The 19,894-nt window shown below is 72.8% G+C and carries 15 protein-coding genes; 6 read left to right on the top strand and 9 right to left on the bottom strand.

The genetic code is table 11. The features are described from left to right. Both ABEA87_RS40240 and ABEA87_RS40235 read left to right on the top strand, forming a co-directional pair. The coding region (locus ABEA87_RS40240) for a hypothetical protein (RefSeq protein WP_345638936.1) at positions 1–328 on the top strand (328 nt) is incomplete at its 5' end. Between the two features lie 314 nt (positions 329–642). Continuing rightward, positions 643–2,178, top strand: coding sequence for a DUF2142 domain-containing protein (locus ABEA87_RS40235; protein WP_345638935.1), 1,536 nt, complete (start codon positions 643–645; stop codon positions 2,176–2,178). 88 nt (positions 2,179–2,266) lie between these two features. Here ABEA87_RS40235 and ABEA87_RS40230 read toward each other — a convergent pair whose 3' ends face one another. The 3 genes from ABEA87_RS40230 to ABEA87_RS40220 form a co-directional block, all read right to left on the bottom strand. Next, positions 2,267–3,514 carry a phosphotransferase gene (locus ABEA87_RS40230; protein WP_345638933.1) on the bottom strand — a complete coding sequence of 416 codons (1,248 nt, stop codon included), beginning with the start codon at positions 3,512–3,514 and terminating at the stop codon, positions 2,267–2,269. A 224-nt stretch (positions 3,515–3,738) separates the two neighbouring features. Then, positions 3,739–5,187 carry an O-antigen ligase family protein gene (locus tag ABEA87_RS40225; protein ID WP_345638931.1) on the bottom strand — a complete coding sequence of 483 codons (1,449 nt, stop codon included), beginning with the start codon at positions 5,185–5,187 and terminating at the stop codon, positions 3,739–3,741. Positions 5,188–5,285: 98 nt separating this feature from the next. Further along, positions 5,286–6,284 (bottom strand): glycosyltransferase family 2 protein, encoded by a 999-nt coding sequence (locus tag ABEA87_RS40220; protein ID WP_345638929.1) that lies wholly within the window; start codon positions 6,282–6,284, stop codon positions 5,286–5,288. A 393-nt stretch (positions 6,285–6,677) separates the two neighbouring features. Here ABEA87_RS40220 and ABEA87_RS40215 point away from each other — a divergent pair, with 393 nt between their 5' ends. Beyond that, positions 6,678–7,538: a GNAT family N-acetyltransferase gene (locus ABEA87_RS40215; protein WP_345638928.1), complete on the top strand. Its 861-nt coding sequence runs from the start codon at positions 6,678–6,680 to the stop codon at positions 7,536–7,538. 6 nt (positions 7,539–7,544) lie between these two features. Then, positions 7,545–8,864, top strand: a complete 1,320-nt coding sequence (locus ABEA87_RS40210) for a M20/M25/M40 family metallo-hydrolase (RefSeq protein WP_345638926.1) — start codon at positions 7,545–7,547, stop codon at positions 8,862–8,864. 2 nt (positions 8,865–8,866) lie between these two features. On the opposite strand, the gene ABEA87_RS40205 is transcribed toward ABEA87_RS40210, so the two are convergent. The 5 genes from ABEA87_RS40205 to ABEA87_RS40185 form a co-directional block, all read right to left on the bottom strand. Next, entirely contained in the window at positions 8,867–10,843 is a 1,977-nt protein-coding gene (locus ABEA87_RS40205) for a sigma-70 family RNA polymerase sigma factor (protein WP_345638925.1), read from the bottom strand. A gap of 330 nt (positions 10,844–11,173) precedes the next feature. Further along, entirely contained in the window at positions 11,174–12,034 is an 861-nt protein-coding gene (locus ABEA87_RS40200; protein ID WP_345638924.1) for a response regulator transcription factor, read from the bottom strand. A 321-nt stretch (positions 12,035–12,355) separates the two neighbouring features. Next, positions 12,356–13,786 (bottom strand): glycosyltransferase 87 family protein, encoded by a 1,431-nt coding sequence (locus tag ABEA87_RS40195; protein ID WP_345638922.1) that lies wholly within the window; start codon positions 13,784–13,786, stop codon positions 12,356–12,358. Then, positions 13,783–15,510 (bottom strand): DUF2079 domain-containing protein, encoded by a 1,728-nt coding sequence (locus ABEA87_RS40190; protein ID WP_345638921.1) that lies wholly within the window; start codon positions 15,508–15,510, stop codon positions 13,783–13,785. Before ABEA87_RS40190 ends, ABEA87_RS40195 begins: the two co-directional genes overlap by 4 nt. Then, positions 15,507–16,613 (bottom strand): lysylphosphatidylglycerol synthase domain-containing protein, encoded by a 1,107-nt coding sequence (locus ABEA87_RS40185; protein WP_345638919.1) that lies wholly within the window; start codon positions 16,611–16,613, stop codon positions 15,507–15,509. The genes ABEA87_RS40190 and ABEA87_RS40185 overlap by 4 nt, the downstream gene beginning before the upstream one ends. Positions 16,614–16,755: 142 nt before the next feature. Between ABEA87_RS40185 and ABEA87_RS40180 the strand changes: the two genes are divergently transcribed. Together ABEA87_RS40180 and ABEA87_RS40175 are read left to right on the top strand one after the other, a co-directional pair. Continuing rightward, on the top strand, positions 16,756–18,003 hold the full coding sequence (locus tag ABEA87_RS40180) for a glycosyltransferase (RefSeq protein ID WP_345638917.1): 1,248 nt from the start codon (positions 16,756–16,758) through the stop codon (positions 18,001–18,003). Next, entirely contained in the window at positions 18,000–18,800 is an 801-nt protein-coding gene (locus tag ABEA87_RS40175; protein WP_345638916.1) for a class I SAM-dependent methyltransferase, read from the top strand. The genes ABEA87_RS40180 and ABEA87_RS40175 overlap by 4 nt, the downstream gene beginning before the upstream one ends. On the opposite strand, the gene ABEA87_RS40170 is transcribed toward ABEA87_RS40175, so the two are convergent. Next, positions 18,797–19,780 (bottom strand): glycosyltransferase family 2 protein, encoded by a 984-nt coding sequence (locus tag ABEA87_RS40170; RefSeq protein WP_345638914.1) that lies wholly within the window; start codon positions 19,778–19,780, stop codon positions 18,797–18,799. The genes ABEA87_RS40175 and ABEA87_RS40170 overlap by 4 nt on opposite strands. Positions 19,781–19,894: the final 114 nt, after the last annotated feature.

Genomic DNA, 19,894 nt, shown 5'->3' with positions numbered 1-19,894 from the left:
GTGCGCGCGGGCCGGTCCGGCCCGCGCGCACGCGGCGATGTTTGGCGCCCTCCGGCACAATGACTCCGTGACGCAGTGGGAGTACGCGCGGCTGGAGTACCGGTCGACCGGAAGCATGGGCATGGATAAGTACCTCGATTGGCGGGCCACGTTCCACTACCCGGGTGGCGTGCAGTCCTGGGGTACGGATGAGAGCTTCAACGATCTGCCCCACCTCAACCGGGCGGGCGCGGAGGGCTGGCAGGTCTACGATCGCGCCGCGATGGTCGTCGGCCAGCCGCAGCGCCTGCACGCCCTCACCTATTCGATGAAGCGACCGGTCACGTAACTCCGCTCGCGGCGACCGCCGGCGCGGCTTCCGGCAACGACCCGCGGGGCGCCCCAGGGTGCTTCGCGGGTGTGGTCGCGCCACGATCCGGCTCGGCCGCGCTCCCCCGGGGTTCGCGCCCGATCGCCGTCCCACGGCACGGCCGCGTCATCGTCCTCTGTGGAGAGTCCTTTCCCTGGAGGAACCCGGTCGGATCGTCGTGACCGAACCGTACGTTTCCCCGCTGTTAACGTACGATTTATCGAGGGTTAGCAAGAAGTTCTCAGTTTCCCGATCCGTGCGAAGCATCCAAATTGGGCACGTACACTGCACGCGTGCGACGGTGGTTCTGGCTGTCATTGACGGCTTTTTTCCTGATGGGCACCGCATGGGCCATCGCCCTGCCCGCGAACGGCACCTATGACGAGAAGGACCACGTCGCTCGCGCCTACGCGGTGGTCACCGGGCAGCTCACGACCGACAAGACGATCGTCAACCGGCGCGGCGACGTCACGCCGGCCTTCCTGGCCCCGGCCAGCCTGCTGCCGAGCGGCTCGACCGTGGACTGCACCTGGGCTCCCCTGCCGCCGAAGCCGGCGAGCTGCCAGCAGTGGACGTCCGACCGGCACAAGATCCTCACCCAGTCGGCGGCCGCGACGTACAGCCCGATCTACTACCTGCCGGTCGGCCTGCCGTTGCTGGTCGCGCCCGACATGACCGGAATCATCCTTGCTCGCCTGATATCGGTGCTGTTGGCCGCCCTGCTGCTGGCGTGCTCCGTGGGCGCCGCCATGCGGATGGGCAGCCGGCTGTTGCCGGTCGGCATCATGCTCGTGTGTACCCCGCTGGTGATGAACCTGGCGAGTTCGATCAACCCGAACGGCCTGGAGATCGTCTCCGGCATCCTGGTGTTCAGCTCGCTGCTGGCCCTGGTGCGCGCGCCCGACGAGCGGCTGGACGACAGATCCGTGCGGCGGCTGCTCGTGATGGCGTGCGCCGGCTCGCTGCTGCTGCTGACCCTGCGCGAGCTCGGACCGGCGCTGCTGGCGATCGACGTGGTCGCCTGCGCGCTGCTGGCGCGCCGAGGCCGGATCGGCGCGCTGTGGCGACGCCGGGACCTCCGCTGGGCCCTCGGTGTCTGCTGGGCGGTCGGCCTGGTGTTCGCGGCCGGGTGGCTGGAGTATTCGGGGTTCGCCAACATCGCCACCAACGCGCGAGCGGCCCTGCACCTGTCGCTGGGCCAGGAACTGCACGAGATCGCCTCGCAGCGGATCCCGTTCTTCGTCCGTCAGATCGTCGGCGAGTTCGACTACGGCGAGACCCACGTGCCGACGTACGTGATCGCCGCCTGGTACCTGCTGATGGCCGCGCTGGTGGTGCCGTGCCTGCGGTACGCGAGGCTGCGGTTCGGCGCGGTACTGGTCGCGCTCCTGGCGGTCTGCCTCGCCATGCTGGTCGTGCTGGACCTGCACTTCCTGCCCGAGATCGGCTGGTTCTCCCAGGGCCGGTACGCGTTGCCGTCGCTGGTCGGCGTGGTGCTCGCGGCGGCCAGCACGAACGGCTTCGAGCGCAGGCTCGCCGGCCGCCGCTGGGCGTGGGGCTACCCGGCCGCGCTGGGCGCGGGTGCCACCGTGTTGAACGTGTACGCGCTGTCCCGGGTGATGACGCGGTTCCGGGCCGGCGTCGCCGCGCCGCTCAACCCGTTCTCCGGCTCGTGGCACCCGCAGCTCGGTTCGGTGCTTCCGCTGCTCGCCGCGTTCGCCGGCTCGGCCCTGCTCGTGGTGGTGGTCGCCTTCGCCGCCGGGGACCACCGGCCGGCCGAGGTCCCCGCGACGGCACCCGACCAGAGCCGGGCATCCGCGGCCGTCTGATCCCGAACGGGCGGCGCGCCCGCGAATCCCCGGCGCGCCGCCGGCTCGTCCGATGACCGGCGGCGATCGACCGCCCGGGCCACGACCGTCAGCTGGATCCACCAAGCGCGGCGGGCACGTCCAGATCCCGCACCGCCATCGCCGTGCGCTCGATGATGCCGCGGCTGACCTCGTCGGGCTGGTACTTCGGCTGGATCGGGCTGCGTCCGATGGTCGCCAGCCACAGGAAGTACGGGTAGAGCGACTGCTGGCGGTAGGCGAGGAACGCGGCGTCGAGGTCCAGGGCCGCCCTGCCGCCGCTGGCAACCTCCAGTCGCTCCAGGTAGAAGGCGAGGAGCTCACGCTCCCAGGCACGCCGATCGTCGACCGCGAGACCGGACGTGATCGTGTAGGCGACGTCGTAGGCCCAGCTTCCCCGAAGGACGATCTGCCAATCGGTGAAACCCATGCGGCCAGCCGAGGTCAGGTAGGTGTTGCCGATGTGCGAGTCGCCGTGCAGGAGCGTCTTGGGCCCCTGGCTCGCCACCTCGAGCGACCTCTTGAGCACCCGATAGAGACTGTCCTGATTGGACTTGAGGTCCTCGGGTATGACGCCTTCGGCGCGCCGAGCGCCGACCTTGGCGCGCTTCTCGATCCTGACCAGCTTGTCGAGGTTGTAGAAGTGGTCGCTGGGCAGCTTCAGCCACGGATGGCGTTCGAGTTCGGGGTCGTTCCAGTAGCGCCCGTGCCAGGTCGCCATGCTGGTCAGCAGATCCTCGATCTGTTCGCGCGAGATCGGCGTCGCCGGCGTGCAGAACGTCGCGCCTTTGGTGGCGACGATGTCCTCCAGGATGGAGATCGAGCGCCCCGAACGCAGGTCCACCCCGGCGTGGTAGCCGTGGGGCGCCTCGATGTCGAGGCCCGGCCGGAGGTGTTTGAAGAACACGGGTTCGCCCGTCAGAATGCCGGCGAGTTCCAGCGTGAGGCGCTGGCTGAACGTCCGCGTCGCCTTCGCGAACAGCCGGGTCGGTAGGCCGGCGGCACGGCCGGCCTCGTTATAGGTGACCGTGAATCGCCAGCGGGTCGACGTGCCGGCGCTGCGATCCTCGGGCACGAACGACTCGACCGCCGCCCCCGGGTGTTCGGCGCAGAGTACGGCGGTCAGCCATTCGCTGGTGATTTCCCGATCCGAGACGGGAATGTCGGCCGAACCGGCCGCGCGAGGGCGTTGTAGCCGTTCCCGGACCAGGTGACTGCCGACCCGCGCCGCCCCCGACGCCGCCGCGATCGCCGGATTGCCCGTGCGTACCCCTGCTGCCACGATTGCCTCCCCAGGCATCGACGACCACCAGACCATGCTGAACAGACGCCAGGAAATCCGGGCTACCTGCCCACACCCCTACAAGAGGCAGATTTGATGACACAGAGGATAAATGACTGAGATCACCGAGCCAACCCCACCTCGATCCCGGCCGAGTCGCGCGGTCGACCCGCAAAACGCACCGCGGGCCGGCGACGCCCCGGCCGCCGGTCAGAACGGCTGGGGACGTCGCGGGGCCCGCGACGCGAGGAACGGTGGAGTCAGCTCAGACCGGGAGCCGATACCTGGGCCGGGCGGCCCGGCAGGGTCTTAGGGTCTTCGATCATCCCGTTCGCGGTGATCGGACGAGTCACCGCCCGCGTCGCCGGCGACCAGAGCAGGCTGGCCTCCCCGGCGAGCAGGATGATCCAGATCCCACCGTTGGTGCCACCGAGCAGCCAGTCCTCCAGGGCGATCGAGGGCACGAGGGCTACCGCCGCGATGGTGAACCAGGCGGGCGGCAGGGGTTTCGCGGGCCGGCGGATCAGCGCGTGCCACACCACCAGCAGCACGCCGAACACGAACGCCAGGATGCCGAGCACGCCGCCGCGCCGGAACGCGCCGACCGCGGCGTTGTCGGTGTTCAGCTCGACCCCGGGGTCGTTGGCCCGGGTGACCACCGCCCGCGAGGTCTTCGCGTCGCCGAAGATCTTCTCGGCCACGCTGGCGTGCTCCCAGTCCTTGAGCACCTGCTTCCAGGTGTCGGTCCGGCCGCTGGTCACGTTCGAGGCCGTGCTGGGCGGGGCGGTGGTGGTAGTGGTGCTGGTGTTGTGCGTGGCGAACCGGGTCTTGACGATGAAGCCGGAGCCACCGGAGATGGCCAGCACGATGCCGAGCATCACCAGCGGGGTCAGCACGGCCACCCACGGACGCTTGTAGGTCGGCAGGTCGGCGCGGCGCCAGCGCCACACCATCAGCGCGTGGATCAGCGCCGCGACGACGGCGACGCCCCACGGCGTCCGCGAGTTGGTCAGAACCAGCACGAAGCACGCGAACCCGGTCGCCGCCAACCGCTGCCACCAGGCGAACGCGCGATCCGGCGCGATCCGGAGGCTGGCCACGATCATCAGCCCGGCCAGGGCGTTGGGTTGGAAGAACAGTCCGTTTCCGCCCCAGAACCGGTCCTTCATGTCCAGCGCACCGTAGTTGTGCGGCGGGATCGCGTGCACGGAGTCGAACATGCTGCCCGAGCCGGCCAGCATCAGCAGCGAGATGGCCACCAGGATGGCCGCCACGATGCCCACGCTCGGGTCGCCGCCACCCTGCGACCTCGGGCGCTTGGCCGCGGCCATCACGCCCATGGCGGACAGCGCGAAGACCCCCGCGTACGCCACGCGCTCGCCGGCGACGACGACGTGCGCGACCAGCACCGCGCCGATGACGCCGAACACCCAGTACGGCAACCCGAGCCAGGCCCCGCCCATCCGCGGCAGGTCACGCAGGCTCTTGTGCCAGGGCCAGGTCCAGAATGCGAAGACGACGCCCTCGATGGCCAGAATGCCCCAGATGAAAATCGGCTGATTCGTGAACGTCCAGGTGGAGATCCCCGCCCCGGCGAAGAACGTGCCGACCACCGCGCCCCGCCACGTGATGCCCGGCAGCGTCACGGCGAATGCGGCCAGCGCGACGGCGATGCCCGCCGCGATCAGCGTCTTGATGCCCTCGACCACGCTCCCGCTGTCGACTAGTTCAATGACAGCGGCGGCCACAGCGATGGCTATACCGATGGCAAATGCCCAGTTGCGCCGTCTATGAGGGGTGACCGTAGTCATTCGGTAAAGGTCCTCGCTTTACTCACGTGAGTCATGGCCCGAGACCGCGCCTCGCGGGCCCGCCGCCGTCCGAGCACAAAGTCTCGCACGGCCCTGCGCGGCCGTGACGGCACCAACCACACCTGCATGAACGTGACGTAATCCGTGAGGCCGGGGCGGCCGTGCCGGTGCGCCTCACGCAGCAGGTCGAGGAACACCCGGGGGTCACCGCTGTCCGCCGCCATCGAGCTGATTACGCCCATCGCCAGCGCCGCGTACGCCCGCGGGGTCACCCTGCTCCGGCTCTCCTTGAGCCACTGGTACTGCTGGCGCCACGGCGAATCGAGGCTGATCCGCTGCCGGTTCTCGTCGGCGTACCAGATGACCAGCGCCTGCTCGGCGTACTCCAGGCCCACGCCCTCGATCTCCAGGGCGCGCAGCGTCCAGTCCAGCTCCTGCATCCGCCGCAGGCCGTTGGTGAACGGAACCTTACGGAGCAGTTCCGTCGGGGCCATGATGGTCGAGGTCTGGATGAAGCCGTCGCCGTGGAACAGGCCCCGGCGGACGGTGAAGTACTCGCTGAGTGGCTGGCCCGGCTCGGGCAGCCGGCGCGGCATCACGAACTCGGCGCGTGGGGTGCGCACCGACATCCGGCAGGACACGATGGGCAGCGCGTGCGAGGACGCCTTGGCCAGCGCCAGCTGCGTCTCCAGCTTCTCCAGCAGCCACTCGTCGTCGTCGTCGAGCAGGGCCACGAACGGCGCCCTGGCCTCCTGCGCGCCGACATTGCGGGCGTTCGGGGCGCCCCCCGACTCGGGCAGCTCGACCAGGCGGAGACGCTGGTCGTCGGCGTACTCGGCCAGGGCCCCACGGGTGGATTCGTCGGGTCCGTCGACGACGACAATGACCTCGATGTCCCGCAACGTCTGATCCAACGCGCTCCGCACGGCCCGGGGAACCAGCTCGGGACGGTTGCGTGTCGGGATGACGACACTGACCTCAGGTCTTTGCACCATGGACGAGCCCATCTGTCTCGGCGACGATGACCGGACGCTCCCGGTCACCCACAAGAAACACCGTGTAGCGGTCGGGAAAGTTGCCTTGCCTGGGCAGCCGATGTCGCGATAACGCGGACACGGCGCATTCTTCCGGCGGGTTGGCCAGGCACGGACACCACTGTGAGGCTGTTAGGAGAAGGCCAGGACAAGCTCTGATGGTCTTTCGGTGAACAACAGCGACACAAGGAGAAAGGTAACGGTCCGCGCACGCACGGCAATGGACCCTACTCCGCGGCGGCGATGACCCTTCGGGTGGGCGGGTACCGTTTCGGCTATGAAGATCCTCGCGGCTAGCCCGTACCACCCGGCTCAGCAGCCTTTTCCCGCCGAGTTCCGAGCGACGGCCGCGTGATGCGTACCGACCCCCGCACCGTCCCGGCGCCGGACAATCCGGGGCCGGACAACCCTGTGCTGAACAACCCTGTGCTGAACAACACCGTGTTGAACAACACTGTGCTGGACAACCCGGTGCTGGCGTCGCTGCGCGGGGCGCACGCCCACCTGGCCGAGGTGAACGGCCGAGCCGCCCGGTACCTCGCCGACGTCAGCCCGTTCGCCGCCCTGGACAGAACCGCTCTGGACGCAACTTCTCCAGACGGCGGCATCGACCCGCGCGCCTGGGACGACCTGGCGGCGCTGGTTGGCCCGGCCACCACCGTGCTGCTGGCCGGCGACGACCCGGCCCCACCGGAGGGCTGGGAGGTCACCATTCGGTTCCCCGGCGTCCAGCTGACCGGCGAGGCGGTCACCGGCGAAGCCGCGGTGATCGCCTCCGGCCCGGACGCGGGAGTCGCCTCCGACCAGGATCGGACCGCCGGACCGCGGCTCGTGATGCTCGACACAGCCGACGTCCCGGAGATGCTCGAACTCGTGTCGCGCACCCAGCCGGGCCCGTTCCTGCCCCGGACCATCGAGGCGGGCACGTACCTGGGCTTGCGCGACAACGGTGCGCTGGTGGCCATGGCGGGCGAGCGGATGCGCCCGCCCGGCTGGACCGAGATCAGCGCCGTGTGCACCGACCCGGCGTACCGGGGCCAGGGGCTGGCGAGCCGGCTCATCCGGGTACTCACGGCGGGCATCCGGGCCCGGGGCGAGACGCCGTTCCTGCACACCGGGGCGTCCAACACCGGCGCGATCCGGGTATACGAGGCGCTCGGCTTCACCCACCGCCGGACGGTGACCTTCGCCCAGGTGCGGACCCCCGGACGCTGAGGCCCGATGGGCGCCGTTGACGAGGTGGTGGGGTTCGCCAGCGACCTGATCAGGATCGACACCACCAACACCGGGGACGAGGCCACCACGGTCGGCGAGCGGGCCGCCGCCGAGTACGTGGCGGGCAAGCTCGCCGAGGTCGGTTACGACGCCACGTACCTGGAGAGCGGTGCCAGGGGCCGGGGCAACGTGGTGGCCCGATTGGCGGGTGGCGACCCGGGGCGGGGCGCCCTGCTCGTACACGCGCACCTGGACGTGGTGCCGGCCGACGCCGCCGACTGGTCGGTGCATCCGCTCTCGGGCGAGGTCGCCGACGGGTACCTGTGGGGCCGGGGCGCGATCGACATGAAGCACATGGTGGCGATGAGCCTGGCCGTGGCCCGGCAACTCAAGCGCGAGGGGCACGTCCCGCCGCGCGACCTCATCTTCGCCTTCGTGGCCGACGAGGAGTCCGGCGGCTTCCGGGGTGCCCGGTGGCTGGCCGAGCACCGCCCGGACCTGTTCGAGGGCGCCACCGAGGCGATCGGCGAGGTCGGCGGCTTCTCGGTGACGCTGCGCGAGGGCGTGCGGGCCTACCTGGTCCAGACGGCCGAGAAGGCGGCGCTGTGGCTGCGGCTGCGCACCCGGGGGCAGGGCGGGCACGGCTCGCTGCCGCACGCCGACAGCGCGCTGGCCACGCTCGCCGACGCGGTGACCCGGCTGCACCGGCACAGCTTCCCCGTGGTGTGGACCGATCCGGTGCGGGAGTTGGTCACCGCGCTCGGCCGGCTCACCGGCCACCCGATCCCAGCGGACGACCCGGAGCCGGCCATCGCCGCGCTGGGCGAGGCACCCGGGCTCGGTGGGCTGTCCCGGCTGCTCGCCGCCGCGCTGCGCGACACCGCCGCGGTCACCATCTTCAACGCGGGGCTGAAGGCGAACGTCATCCCGGGAAGCGCGACGGCCGAGGCGGACTGCCGGGTGCTGCCCGGCCGCGAGGAGGCGTTCGTCCGCGAGCTGGCCGCCGTGCTGGGGCCCGGCATCGAGTGGGAGTACGACAGCCTGCCGGCCATCGAGACCACCTTCGACGGGTCGCTGGTGGAGCGCATGCGCGCGGCGATCGGCGCCGAGGATCCGGGCGCGCCGCTGCTGCCGTACCTGCTGCCGGCGGCCACCGACGCCAAGTCGTTCCAGAGCCTGGGCATCCGCCATTTCGGCTTCGCCCCTGTGCGGCTGCCCGCCGAGCTCGACTTTCCCGCGCTGTTCCACGGAGTGGATGAGCGGGTGCCGATCGACGGGCTGAGGTTCGGCACCCGGGTGCTGGAGCGGTTGCTGCGCGACTGCTGAAGTCAGCCGGCCGCCTCGAAGGCCCGGCCAACGTCGGTGACCGACGGTCCACTGTGGAACAGACCGGTGCTCGGCCCGGAGTCCGCGGCGGGCAGGCCGAACCAGGCGTAGCGCTGGACGTAGGACAGCCCGCCGAGCATCTTCGCGGACGCGGTGACGAACGCCGCCTGCTGCTGCTGGCTCGGGTAGCTGGTGCCACCGGCGAAGTTGATGAGTGCGTACTCGGTCAGCCAGATGGGCTTGTGGTACCGGTTGTAGACGGCGGACAGGTACGACTTGAGCTCGTTGACCGCGTTGGTGGTGGTGAAGTCCGAGCCGTACCAGTGCAGTGCGATGAAGTCGACCCGGTACCCGCGGCTGGCCGCGCCGGACATGAACTGGTCCAGCCAGCCGCCGGGGGTGTCCCCGCCGGTGGCCACGGCCGGGCTGCCCAGTGTCAGGCCGGTGCCCATCAGCTGCGGCCAGAGGTCGAGCGCCTGGCCGACGCTCAGGTTGGCCTGGTCCGCGCGGTCCGGCTCGTTGAAGCCCAGCAGGTAGTGTCCGGCGCTCTTGGCCTGGCCGAGAGCGGTGGCCGTGACGCTGGCCGATCCCCAGATCATCGGCACGAAGCCGACTCCGGACGGGGTGGTGACGCCCTGGTGCGTGGTGGACCAGGTGTAGTACCAACTCGCCTTTGACGCGGCCAGCGCCTGGCTCACACCGGTGAAGTTCCACACGCACACGCCCTTCTTCGCCGACACCACGGCGGGCGGGGGCGGCGCGGGCCGGGTGGTCGGCGGCCTGGGCACCCGTGAGGGCGACGGCGACACCGGACTGGGCGATTGCGGCACCGGGCTCGGCGAGTACCCGGCGGCCGAGGCGGCGGTGGAGGCAGCTACCGAGGCGGACGGTGACCCGGCCGCGGCGGCCGGCGCGGCGGCCGATCCGCGGCCGAGGTGTACGGCGGCGAAGGCCCCCACCGCGAGGACGGCGGCACAGGTGGCGGCCGCGGCGACGGCGCCCACCGGCCCGCGTGGACCGAGCCGGAGCACCGAGCGCAGGCCCCGGCCGGGCGCGGCGTGCGCGGGCCCCGACGGGCGCGACGGCCCCGACGGGCGCGACGGCCCGGCGCCACGGGCGGCCGGATGCCCGGGAGTGGGCTGTCCCGCGGCCGGATGCCCGGGAGCCGGATGCCCGGGGATGCCGTACCGGGCCAGCGCGCCGGCCGGTACGGGTACCAGCCCGACACCGGCGAGCAGGCGGTCCATGGGCAGCATCCCGTTGCCGAGGCCGGCGCACGTGCGACAGTCGCGCACGTGCCGGGCCAGCCGCTTGCGCCACAGCGCGCTCGGCCGACCGTCCCAGCCCCGGATCAGGTCGAACAGCTCCGGGCAGCCCGGGCGGGCGCGCAGCGCCCGGACGACGGTACGGGCCGTGTACATCTGTTCCTTCATCCGCTGCACCCGTACCGCCGCGTGCGGTCCGGACAGGCCCAGCGCCATCGCCAGCTCGGCACGGTCCAGCTCGCCGGCCTCCTCCAGCCACCACAGGGCGAGCAGGTCGCGGTCGTCCTCGTCCAGCCACCGGGTCGCCTCGGCCACCTCACGGCGTTGGTCGGTGAGGCCGAGCCGCAGGATGGACAGCTCGGCGAAGTCCGCCGCGGGGTCGGCCACGGCCCGCGCCGCGTCCAGGTCGGAGCTGCGCCCCAGCGCGGCCCGGCGATGCTGTTCGTGGTCGCGCACCTGGCGCACGGCGATCGCCACCAGCCAGGACCGGAACGCGTGCGGGTCGCGCAGATCGGGCAGGTGGCGCACCACCCGCATCAGGGTCTCCTGGACCACGTCGTCGACGTCGGCGTGCCCGCCCAGCGCCCGGCCCACGATGTTGTAGACCAGCGGCAGGGACTGCGCCACGAGGGCGTCCAGCGCCCGCTGGTTGCCGCCCCGGGCGGCCTCGACCATCGCGGTGTCGGGCCCGCTCCGACCGGCCGCACCCATCATGCCCGCGCTCCCTTCGCACCCGTACGGTACGGCCGCTGTCGCGGCCGCCCTATCGGGGACCCGCTGACCGCCCGTGGATAACGGAAATCCTCGCGCGGATTCCGGCGCGACGACCGCCGCGGCCGAGCACGGTGCCAGTTCGCCCGGGGACGCTCGGGCGCGGTGCCGGCCCGCCCGGCACGGTGGGGCGCGGTGCCAGCCCGACCGGCACGGCCGGGCGGGGTGCGGCCGGGGCGGCCGTCATCGGCAGTCGCGTTCCCTGCCGCCTGGTGGGTGCCGGCCCGGAGCCCACCCCGTCTCCGGGCCGGCACCAGCTGGGGCGGGGTCGGGTCAGGACACCGCGCGGCCCGGTGCGACCAGACCGGTCTCGTACGCCACGACCACCGCCTGCGCCCTGCTGGTCAGGTTCAGCTTGGTCATCGTCCGGTTGAGGTGCGTCTTGACGGTGGCCTCGGCGACCACCAACTCCCCCGCGATGTCGGTGTTGGACAGCCCGCGCGCCACCAGGCGCAGCACCTCGATCTCGCGGCCGGTCAGCCCGCTCAGGCTCGGCGGCGGATCCTGCCTCGGCCGGCCGTGCCGCACGTACGCGCTGACCAACCGGTGGCTCACGCTCGGCGCGAACAGCCCCTCGCCGCCCGCGACGACGTGGATCGCCGCGACCAGCCGTTCCGGGGCGGTGTCCCGCAGCAGCACGCCGCGAGCCCCCGCCCGCAGGGCCGCGTCGACACACTCCAGGCCGGTCCCGCACAGCACCAGCACGCGGGGACGAGGCGAGGCGCACCGGGCCAGGACGGCCTCGGTCACCGCCACGCCGCCCATGCCCACGCCACCCACGCCCATGCCACCCACGCCCACGCCGCCCAGGCCGTCCCCGCCCACGACGTTCATGCCCGCCACGTCCATGTCGATGAGCACGACATCCGGACGGCGCGCCGCCGCCAGGGCCACGGCCTGCTCCCCCGTCGCGGCCTGGCCCACCACCTCCAGTCCGGTCGCGGCCTGGATCAGCGCGGCCAGGCCGGCCCGGGCCAGCGCGTGACCGCCGACGATGAGCACCTTCGTCGCCCGCCCACCGTCCACCGCGCTCGTCGCCACGGCGGCATCCCGCGCGGCGGCCACCAGCGCGGCGCCGTCCGGCCGCGGCGCGCCGGCCACCACCGGCGCCCACCGGTCACCCGGCGCGCTCATCACCGGCTCCCTCATCCCCACCCCGGTCCGATCGCTGTCCGTCGCACGGGCGCCGTCTCCACCCGTGGCGGCGCGGCGTCGGGATCGACCGATCGGTCGACCCGTCGTCGCCGCGCCGGCACCGGTCCCCCGATGGGCGCGCGGGACGACAGCGACCCGCGCCGCTCGACAGCGTCCCGCACCCGGCTTGCCAAAGTCCTTGCCATCGCCGTGACGAGGACCGGAAGCTCGGCTGTCGAGGGATCACGCCGCTCCCGCGGCCCGGCGGCGAGCCGCGGCGGCCGGGCCGATCCGGTGAGGCGCGGCCGGGCCGCGGGGCGGTCAGGCGCCGGTGGCGCGTGCCCCGGCGCCTACCGCGCCGGGGTCGGACGCGAGGCCGGCCGTCGGCCGCGACTGCCGGGCGATGACCCCGAGCCGGGCGTTGACCGCGAGCCAGGCCGCCGAGCCCAGCACGAAGGCCAGCGCGGCGATCACGTATCCGTCGCCGTACGCCAACTGCCACGCGGTCCAGCGCAGTTCGGCGCCGGAGTCGTGCGGCGCGACGCGCAGCAGCCCGGAGGGGTGGATGCCGATCGCGGGATCGGTGCCGCCGTGCGCGGCCACCCGCAGCGGCCACCACGCGAACAGCGCGACCAGTGCCGCGACCGCGACGATCCCGCCCGCCGCGCCCCGGACACGCCCGCGCGACACGATGCTCCGAAGACGCCAGGAGGACCCGGCACTCCCGAGAGGCGCAGTGCCCCGAAGGCGCCCCAGGGGCGCGGCGCCCCGAAGGCGCCCCAGGGGCGCGGTGGCGAGGGCGAGGGCGGGCACCACGTAGACCCAGTGGTGCGACCACGAGATCGGCGAGACCAGCAGCCCGGTCGCCGCGCAGAGGCAGACCCCGAGCAGCTCGTACCCGCGGCGGCCGGCCACCACCGCCGTGACGAGCCCGGCCACCCCGACGGCGAGCGCGGCGACGATCCACACCGCGTGCGCGTCCGGCCCGTCGCGCAGCAGGCGGAGCACCAGACCGTTGAGCGACTGGTTCACCAGGCGCACCGGGCTGTCCCCCGGCTGGCTGAACCGTCCGCCCCAGTAGTCGACCGAGTCGCGTCCGAGCAGCGCGAAGCCGATGGCCACGGTCCCTGCGAAGGCGGCCACGCTCGCCGCCGCGGCGCGGATCCGCCCGGTCAGCAGCAGGTACGGGATGAAGATCAACGGGGTGAGCTTCAGGCCGGCCGCGATGCCGATGGCGATGCCCTTGCCGCGCGCGGTGTCCGGCGCTGCGAAGTCGACCAGCACCAGCGCCAGCAGGATCAGGTTGATCTGGCCGAAGTGCAGGGTGAGGTCCACCGGCTCCAGCCACAGACCGACCGCCGCGACGGCCAGCGCCCAGCCCAACCGACCGGTACGGGTCGCGCCGCCCGGCCCCCCCGTCGTGGGGGTGGCCAGCCGCACCGCGGCGTACGCCGACAGCACCAGGCAGCACAGGCCGGCCACGGCCAGGATCAGCTGCCACACCGGGAAGCTCAGCGGGCTGCCCGCGGCGAACAGCAGCGCGGCGAACGGCGGGTACGTGAAGGGCAGGCGCGCCGCCCCGAACGCCTGGGCGTACAGCGCCCCGGAGCCGTGCAGCACCGCCGAGCCGGCGGCGCGGTAGACCAGCGCGTCGGACTGCCGCCAGTAGACGCCGGGGCCGGTGGCCACCAGCGCCACCCAGCCGGCGACCGAGACCACGAACAGTCCCGCGCCGGCCGCGAGCCGGTTCACGGGCAGCCCGGCGATGGGGCGGTCGGTACCGGTACGGTACGGGCCCGGTGCAGCACCAGGTAGCCGTCCCGCTGGTAGGTGACCTGGTACCCGTTGTCCTCCAGGTACCGGACCCGGTCGAGCTGATCCGTCAGACCGCAGAACGGGAACTCCGCGGTGTGCACGTCGGCCACCACCCACGGCGCCCAGCGCGGCAGGCGGTCCCACAGCAGTACCGTGTCGCGCCCGGACAGCTGCGGTCCGAGGGTGTCCGCGGCCTCGACGGTGACCCCGGGCGGCACCTGCGCGACCGCGGCCGCCGCCGCGCGCTGGGCGGCGTCGCGCTCCCAGGCCGAGGAGTGCGGCAACCGTTTGAACGCGAAGAACGGCAGCGACACGAGCGCCACGGCCAGCACGGCACAGGCCCATACCAGGGTGGTGCGCCGTCCGGCGAACGCGGCGATCCGCGCGCCCGGCCGTGCGCCGGCCCGCCGACCCGGCCGTGCGCCGACCGGGCCGGTAGCGCCGGGCCCGTCCCGGTCCGCCCGGCCGGCGAACCACCGTTGGAGGCGTGCCGCCCCGTCGACCCCGGCGGCGAGCAGCGGTATCACCAGGAAGGAGTTGTAGTGGAAGGAGAGGCCCCACCAGGTCGATTGGTCGGAGAGCATCCGCTCGGCCAGCAGCACCAGCGCCATGACCAGGTACGGCGACGCCAGCGGGGCCAGCGCCGCCATGGCCAGCAGCCAGAGCATCGTGCGCACCTTCATCTCCGGCTCGACGAAGGTGCGCAGCGCCTCGACCGGGTGGGTCACGATGTGCCAGGCCGCCGTCGGTACCGTCGGCCCGAACTGCCCGTACCGCCAGTAATAGTCCGCCTGCCCGCCGAAGGCGGGAATCACCAGCCGGGTCGTGACGGCGACCGCCACCAGCCCGCCGACCGCCAGCGCCAGTCCGAGCCACAGTGACTGGCGGCGGCGCGGGCCCGGCCGGATGCCGGCGCCGAGTACGCACAGCCCGAACGCGCTGACCAGCAGGCCGATGTCCTCCTTGACGGTCAGCAGCGCCGCTGCCGCGAGCGCGACGTGCCACCACCGGCCCCTGCCCCGGCGCAGCGCCGAGTAGCGCTCGAACAGCAGCGCGGTCAGCACCGGCGCGAACGCGGCCTCGTGGAAGTCGAACGAGACCGCCTCGGCCACCGGCCAGGCCAGCGCGTAGCCCACGGTCACCAGGTAGGCCGGGAGCACGCCCAACTCCCGGCGGACGAAGGCGAACAGCGGCACGACCGCCGCGGCGAACAGCAGCGCCTGCGCGACGAGCAGCGTCGTGGGACCGTTGTGAATCCAGTACAGCGGGGCGAGCACGGCGAGGATCGGCGAGAAGTGGTCGCCCAGGATGGAGAACCCGGTGCCGAAGCCGTTGTGTACGCCCTTGACGATCGCCACGGGCAGCCCGAACCGGCTGTAGGAGCGCTCCGCCTGGTCGAAGATGACCAGGTCGTAGGTACTGGTCCGGAACGTGTGGTACTGGCTGAACGCCAACGCGCCGTAGAGGACGGCCGCGAGGCAGGCGATGAGGGCGACGCCCATCCGGTGACCGGCGACCAGCCGGGAGCGGATCGTCGCACCCGCCCGCGCCGCCGCGCTCCCGGGCGACGCCGGCGCGGCCGGCACAACCGCCTCCGGCGGGGAGGCGGCCATGGACGCGGTTCCGGAGGCGGAGTCCCGCTCGGCCGTGGTATCGCTCACCGCGACCCGCCCCCGGCCCGATCCCCATCGCTGCCGGCGGTGCCGCCCCCGGGCGGACCCGGGTCGACGGTGCCGCCCTCGATCGGACCCGGAGCGGTGGCGGCGCGCCGGCTGCGGCCGGTGAGTGCCGCGCCCAGCCCGGCCGCGCACAGGTCACCGAGGGTCATCAGCAGCCGGGAGACCAGCGCGATGGCGGTGGCGTCCCCGACCCGCAGCACCGCGCCGAGCGCCGCGACCAGCAACACTTCGCGCACGCCGACCCCGGCCGGCACGAACACCGCGAGGAAGCCGGCGGACCACGCGAAGGCGAACCCGCCGATCGCCACGATCGCGGCCCGGCCCTCCGGCGCCCCGAGCCGCACCGCGAGCAGCCAGACCTGCGCGCCGTACGGCACCCACGACGCGAGCGCCCAGGCCAGGGCGGTGGCCACGGCGCGCCCGGTCAGCGGCTGCTCCAGCGGGGCGCGGCGGGTCAGCCGCAGCACCCGGTTCAGCACCGGGTTGAGCACCCGGGGGTGCAGGCAGGCCAGCATCACCGGGGCGAGCAGGAACGCCCAGCGGTAATCGGCCGTGGCACCCCGGGCCAGGAACGGCAGCGTGACCAGCGCGGCGATCAGCCCGGCGACCAGCGACAGCAGCATGGTCAGCAGCGACGCGGTCGCCGACCGGCGACGGGGAATCTGGTACGCCCGTCCCAGCTCCATCTGCGCCAGCACCGGCCAGATCGAGCCCGGCACGTACTTGCCCAATTGCCCGACGAACACCACCCCGGTGGCGGCGCGCAGCGGCAGCGGAGAGCCGAGGGCTGCCAGCAGGACCCGCCAGACCTGCATCCCGGCGGCCAGGCCGAGCAGGACGGCCAGTAGCGCGCCGGCCACCGGCGCGGCGCCGAGCTGTCCCAACGCGGACCGCACCGCCGGCCACTGGTCACGGATCTCCAGCCCGCACAGCCCGGCGGCCACGATCACGAAGCCCCAGCGCACGACGCGACCGGTCAACAGCCGGCCGATCACGGACAGCCAACCGCGCACTGCGCTGCGCGACGGCGGTGGGTCGGTTGGCCGCGTACCGGCCGGCGCGGCGGCGACCGGCTGCTCGGGCATGGTGCGAGCTTAGTGAGTCGCCCCGAGCCCGATTGACGGCGGGAAGTAGTCGATCACGAGGAGGATCCCGCCGGGAGCGTTTCCGGTGGCCGCGCCGGGAGCGTTTCCGGTGGACGTGCCGGCCGCACTAGGGTGGAGCGTCATGCGGGTACTCGTCTTCGGCACCTACGACGCCGCCATGCACCCGCGAGTCGCCACGATCGCCGAGGGCCTGCGCGGCAGCGGGGCCGAGGTGATCGAGTGCAACGTGCCGCTGGGACTGTCCACCGCCGACCGGGTCGCGATGCTCACCCAGCCGTGGCGGGTGGCCGCGCTGCTGGTCCGGATCATCCGGTGCTGGGCCGCACTGGCCCGGTCCGCCCGGCGCGTACCCCGGCCCGACGCGGTGCTCGTCGGCTACCTGGGCCACTTCGACGTCCACCTGGCCAGGCTGCTCTTCCGGCGGGTACCGGTGCTGCTCGATCACCTGGTCGGCGCCAGCGACACGGCCCGGGATCGGCGGGCCGGCGGTGGCGTGCGCGGCACGCTGCTGGGGCTGATCGACTCGGCCGCGCTGCGCGCCGCCGACGTGATCATCGTTGACACGGACGAGCACCTCGCCGTCCTGCCCGACCGGCACCGGGGCCGGGCGGTCGTCGTACCGGTGGGAGCGCCCGCCGCGTGGTTCGCCGCGGCCGCCTCTGCCGCAGCCGACCCTGTCGCGGCCGACCCTGCCGCGGCCGAACAGGCATCGCCGGGGCCGGCGGAGGCAGGGCCGGCACCGCTACGCGTGGTGTTCTATGGCCTGTACACACCGTTACAGGGCACCCCGGTGATCGGCGCCGCGCTTGCCGCGCTGACCGGAGCCGGCGCGCGAGTGACCATGATCGGCGCCGGACAGGACGCCGCCGAGACCAGGCTCGCCGCGCGGACCAATCCGGACGTGCGCTGGCTGGACTGGGTAGCGGCGGACGAACTGCCCGCGCTGGTTGCCGGGCACGACGTCTGCCTGGGCATCTTCGGCGCCGGCCCGAAGGCGCTGCGGGTGGTGCCGAACAAGGTGTTCCAGGGCGCCGCCGCAGGCTGCGCGATTGTCACCTCGGACACCCCGCCGCAGCGCCGCGCGCTGGGCGACGCGGCGGTGCTGGTCCCGCCCGCCGACCCCGACTCGCTGGCCCGCGCCCTGCTGCGCCTGGCCGGCGACCGCGCCGAGCTGGATCGGCTGCGCCGGCTCGCCGGCCGGCTGGCCGCGGACAGCTTCGCCCCCGAGCGGATAGTGGTGCCGCTGCTGAGGCACCTGAAGCCGATGCTGGACGAGCGCCCCGGCGGCCCCGCCACCGGGGCGCCAGCCGGTACGGTGGTCGCTGCCGTGGGACCCCACGGCGGTACGGATGGAGGGCAGAGCAGGTGACCGAGTCAACGACGCCCGGTGCGACGGCGACCGATCGGCGGCAGCCGCCCCGGGGCGGGCTCGACGCGATCGCCCCGCTCACGCCCAACGCCTGGCTGCGCTTTGACCTGGTCGGCCGGATGCTGCCCGCCGGCATCGGTGACGTGCTGGAGATCGGTTGCGGGCAGGGCGCACTCGGCGCGCGCCTGTCCCTGCGCTACCGGTACCTGGGCGTGGAGCCCGATCCAGAGTCGTACGGCGTGGCCGCGCGGCGGGTGGCCCGGATCGGCGGCACCGGCGAGGTACGCAACGTGACGGTCGAGTCACTCGGTGACCGCCGCTTCGACCTGGTGTGCGCCTTCGAGGTGCTCGAACACATCGAGGATGACGCCGCCGCGGTGACCGGGTGGGCGTCCCGGCTGCGTCCGGGCGGGTGGCTGATGCTGTCGGTGCCGGCGCACCAGCACCGGTTCGGCCCGGCCGACCGGATGGCGGGGCATTTCCGCCGGTACGACCCGGAGGTCATGACCGGGTTGCTGAGCCGGTGCGGGTTCACCGACATCGACGTGCGGCAGTACGGCGTCCCACTCGGGTACGTGCTGGAGGCCGCCCGCAACGCGGTGGGCCGGCGCCGGGTGGCCCAGCAGGCCAACCTGTCCATCGAGGAGCGCACCGCCGGGTCGGGCCGGCTCCTGCAGCCCAGCGGCGGCGGGTACGGGTCGGCCGCGCGCTGGGGAACGGCGCCGTTCCGGCTCGCGCAGCGCGCCTTCCCCGGCGCCGGTACCGGCCTGGTGGTCCGGGCCCGGCTCGCCGGCTAGTCCGGTCTCGACCGGACTATCAGGTCGGCGAGCAGCGCCATCGAGCCGATGATCAGCCCGGTCAGGAAGATCAGCACCGTGTTGGTGGCCAGCCGCACCGGGTGCACGGCGATGTCCACCACGCCCTTGACCACGCCGATGGCGAGCAGCCAGAGCGCGAGCGGCATGAGCGCCTTGATCGGGTTGAAATACATCACCATGCGCAGTACCTGCAGGATGTAGCGGTACCCGTCGGCGACAAAGCGGAACTTGGAGTTGCCCGACCGCCGCGAATACTCGATCGGCAGGTAGAAGATGTCGTGCTGGTTGGACAGGAAGGCCAGCGTGATCGTCGTGACGCAGGAGAAACCGGCCGGCAGCAGCCGAAGGTACGGCTGGGCCACCTCGCGCCGGAACGCGCGCAGCCCCGAGTTGAGGTCCGGGATCCGCTGGTCGATGAGCCACTCGGCGACCTTGCGGATGAACCATTTCGCCGGCACCCGCAGCAGCTTGTAGGTGCCCTCCTCGCTGGTGCGGGCGCCCACCACCTGATCGATGGCGGGATTGTCGTCCAGCATCCGCACCAGTTCGGGGATGCGCTCGTTCGGGTAGGTCATGTCCGCGTCGGTCCAGACCACGATGTCGCCCCGGGCGGCCTGCGAGCCGATCCGGCGCACCGTGCCCGCGCCTCCGTTACGCAGGAAGGGAACCACCCTCACGTTGGGGTACGACAGCTCGGCCTCACGCAACACACCCAGTGTCGAGTCCGTCGACGCATCGTCGACGGCGAGCACCTCGTAGCTGTAACCCGAGGCGTCCATCGCGTCGCAGATGCGCGCTATCTCGAGCTTGACGTGCGCTTCCTCGTTGTAACACGGCAGCACGATGGTGACGCGCGGCGGCGGCGCGTCGGCGTTCTCGCCGAGGGGTGGAAGCGCCGGGGCACCGGGCAGTAAGGCCGTTCGTTCCGGGTCGGCGAGCATCGCCTTTCCGACTCCCATCGTCACATCGGATTCCGCTTCACTCGGCCCAGACACAGGTCTGCCGGTGCCGCAGCTCCGCAGCCATCGCCCTGGCCCCCTCTGGCGAGAATAGTCCTACCGTGCCCAGCCGGC

It is taken from the genome of Rugosimonospora acidiphila (genome assembly GCF_039543385.1).
GTDB lineage: Bacteria > Actinomycetota > Actinomycetes > Mycobacteriales > Micromonosporaceae > Rugosimonospora > Rugosimonospora acidiphila.
This window is presented reverse-complemented; position numbering and strand designations above follow the sequence as displayed.

Coding starts and splice junctions, on each gene's coding strand:
- ABEA87_RS40230 (WP_345638933.1), bottom strand. CDS start 3,514: ATGGTCTGGTGGTCGTCGATGCCTGGGGAGGCAATCGTGGCAGCAGGG.
- ABEA87_RS40220 (WP_345638929.1), bottom strand. CDS start 6,284: ATGGTGCAAAGACCTGAGGTCAGTGTCGTCATCCCGACACGCAACCGT.
- ABEA87_RS40215 (WP_345638928.1), top strand. CDS start 6,678: ATGCGTACCGACCCCCGCACCGTCCCGGCGCCGGACAATCCGGGGCCG.
- ABEA87_RS40210 (WP_345638926.1), top strand. CDS start 7,545: ATGGGCGCCGTTGACGAGGTGGTGGGGTTCGCCAGCGACCTGATCAGG.
- ABEA87_RS40205 (WP_345638925.1), bottom strand. CDS start 10,843: ATGATGGGTGCGGCCGGTCGGAGCGGGCCCGACACCGCGATGGTCGAG.
- ABEA87_RS40200 (WP_345638924.1), bottom strand. CDS start 12,034: ATGAGCGCGCCGGGTGACCGGTGGGCGCCGGTGGTGGCCGGCGCGCCG.
- ABEA87_RS40185 (WP_345638919.1), bottom strand. CDS start 16,613: ATGCCCGAGCAGCCGGTCGCCGCCGCGCCGGCCGGTACGCGGCCAACC.
- ABEA87_RS40180 (WP_345638917.1), top strand. CDS start 16,756: ATGCGGGTACTCGTCTTCGGCACCTACGACGCCGCCATGCACCCGCGA.
- ABEA87_RS40170 (WP_345638914.1), bottom strand. CDS start 19,780: ATGGGAGTCGGAAAGGCGATGCTCGCCGACCCGGAACGAACGGCCTTA.